This is a genomic window from Arthrobacter sp. Hiyo1 (assembly GCF_001263615.2).
Taxonomy (GTDB): domain Bacteria; phylum Actinomycetota; class Actinomycetes; order Actinomycetales; family Micrococcaceae; genus Arthrobacter.
Genome location: NZ_DF952468.1, coordinates 499,345 through 501,924, shown reverse-complemented (window position 1 = coordinate 501,924; position 2,580 = coordinate 499,345). Strand labels below are relative to the sequence as shown.

Genomic DNA, 2,580 nt, shown 5'->3' with positions numbered 1-2,580 from the left:
CGCGCCCCGGCGGCAGCGTCGGTGCGGACGACGTCGAAGCCGTCCAGAAGTTCCCGGACGTGGGCTTCGGCCTGGTCCGGGGTCTTGTCCGGCGCGAAGCGGTAGTTGATCTCCACGACACAGCGGTCTGGGATGACGTTGCCCGCAGTGCCGCCGTTAATCTTCACGGCATTGAGGCTTTCCCGGTAGTCCAGCCCGTCCACGTTGACGGTGCGAGGTTCGTAGGAGGCCAAGCGGCTCAGGATGGGAGCGGCTGCGTGGATGGCGTTGCTGCTATCCACGCCCGGGCGGAGTGCGCCGCTTCCCCGACCGTGGTGGCTTCGAAGCGGCTGGTGCCGTTGCAACCGCCTTCCACCGTGCCGTCGGTGGGTTCGAGCAGGATCGCGAAGTCCCCCTCCAGGAGATGGCCATGGTTCCGTACCAAGCGGCCGAGGCCGCTCTTGACCGCTTCAACTTCCTCATGGTCATAGAAGACGAAGGTGACGTCTTTGCCCGGCTCGGCGCCGCCGTCGAACATTGTCGCGGCGAGCGCAAGCTGCACCGCGACCCCGCCCTTCATGTCGGTGGCTCCGCGTCCATACAAGGTTCCCGTCCCGGGGACGCCGGACTCCCACGTGGCGGGCACGGTGCCGAGCGAACCCTCCACGGTGGGCAACGGCACGGTATCGAGGTGGCCGGCCAAGATCACGCGCTCCGGGCGTCCCAGCTCGGTCCGGGCAATGATGGCGTCGCCGTCCCGCACAAGCTGCAGGCCGGGGATCGTACGAAGCGCGGATTCAACGGCGTCTGCAAGCGCGGCTTCGTTGCCGGACACGCTGTTGATGTCCATCAGCGCCGCGGTCAGCAGCGCAACGTCTTGCCTGATGTCAAGAAGGATCGGGGTAGTTTCAACGGTCACCTCTCCACTGTATCCCGAGCGAATTGCGACCCCTCGGTCCACACACGGTTTCAAGGGAAGCAGTGGCTCTCGATAGACTTGCGCCATGACTGAAACCGCTGCCTCTGCCGCTCTCGATAGCGCTTCTGACAACGATCGCTCCGCCTACGGCTTTGGCCTGGCCACCATCGCCACCTCCGACGCCGGAGAAGCGACAGTGCTGGACGTATGGTTTCCGGCACCGGCATTGGGCGAAGCTGCCGCATCCCTGCGCGCCGTGGAGCACGCCGACGAGTCGCTGACCGCTCTCGCAGCTGAAAGCCACGACGCCGACCGCCGGACCGAACAGAAGGTGGTCTTTGCCCAGATCAACCTGGACGAGGCCCCCGCCGACACCGTTGACGCCTACCTGCGCCTGCACTTGCTTTCGCACCGGCTCGTCAAGCCCAACAGCATCAACCTGGACGGGATCTTCGGCAAGCTCCCCAACGTTGTGTGGACGAACTTCGGCCCCGCAGCAGTGGACGGCTTCGAATTGACCCGCGCCCGCCTGCGTAAGCGCGGCGCCGTCACGGTCTACGGAGTGGACAAGTTCCCGCGCATGGTGGACTACGTCGTTCCCACCGGGGTCAGGATCGCCGACGCGACCGGGTCCGCCTGGGCGCCTACCTCTCCGAAGGCACCACGGTCATGCACGAGGCTTCGTGAACTTCAACGCCGGCACGCTCGGCACGTCCATGGTGGAAGGGCGCATCTCGGCAGGTGTTGTTGCCGGTGACGGCACCGACGTCGGTGGCGGCGCCTCCATCATGGGGACCCTCTCCGGTGGCGGCAAGGAAAAGATCGCCCTGGGTGAGCGCGTGCTCCTGGGTGCCAACTCCGGCGTGGGCATCAGCATCGGCGACGACTCCGTGGTCGAAGCAGGCCTCTACGTCACGGCTGGAACCGCGTGCGCATCCCCGGCCCGAAGGACGCCAACGGGGAAGACACCAGCAGCATCATCAAGCTGTTGAGCTCTCCGGCGTGCCGAACCTGCTGTTCCGCCGCAATTCCACAACTGGCGAAGTCGAGGTCCTTCCCCGCAAGGGCCAGACGGTGGAACTCAACGAAGCCCTCCACGCCAACTAGCTGATACCTGGATGCGCCGTCTCCGACGCACCATCATCTTGTTGCTGGCGCTTGCCTTGGTGGCCGGTGCCATCTACGCCGTGGTGACTGTACTGCAGCGTTCCGAAACCTTGGTCACGGAACGCTGCGTCGCCGTCGTGGGCTCGGACTCCTACGAGCTGGCGACGGACCAGGCCGCGAATGCCGCCCTCATCACCGCCATTGCCGTGCAGCGGGGGCTGCCTCCGCGCGCGGCCACAATCGCCGTGGCCACAGCCATGCAGGAATCCAAGCTTCGCAACATCGGACACGGTGACGAGGTTGGCCCCGATTCGCGGGGCCTGTTCCAGCAGCGCCCCTCCCAGGGCTGGGGCACCGAAGCCGAGGTCATGGATCCTGCCTACGCGACGAACGCTTTCTATGACCACCTTGTGAAAATACCCGGCTACGAAACCATGGCGATCACTGATGCGGCGCAAGCGGTCCAGCATTCCGCCTACCCCCAGGCCTACGCGCAGCAGGAACCCATGGGCCGGGCGTATGCGTCGGCGCTCACCGGACATTCCGAACGGGCCCTCGACTGCACGCTCCGGGCC

At 65.9% G+C, this 2,580-nt stretch carries 1 protein-coding gene and 2 pseudogenes; 2 read left to right on the top strand and 1 reads right to left on the bottom strand.

The window, feature by feature from the left end:
* Positions 1-898: pseudogene (gene dapE, locus AHiyo1_RS02245) on the bottom strand (succinyl-diaminopimelate desuccinylase); the annotation flags it as partial.
* Between the two features lie 85 nt (positions 899-983).
* On the opposite strand from dapE, the pseudogene dapD reads away from it, so the two are divergent.
* Together dapD and AHiyo1_RS02235 are read left to right on the top strand one after the other, a co-directional pair.
* A pseudogene (dapD, locus tag AHiyo1_RS02240) lies at positions 984-2,005 on the top strand (2,3,4,5-tetrahydropyridine-2,6-dicarboxylate N-succinyltransferase).
* Positions 2,006-2,016: 11 nt separating this feature from the next.
* Positions 2,017-2,580: hypothetical protein (locus AHiyo1_RS02235; RefSeq protein ID WP_059387482.1), on the top strand; the 564-nt coding region annotated here is incomplete at its 3' end.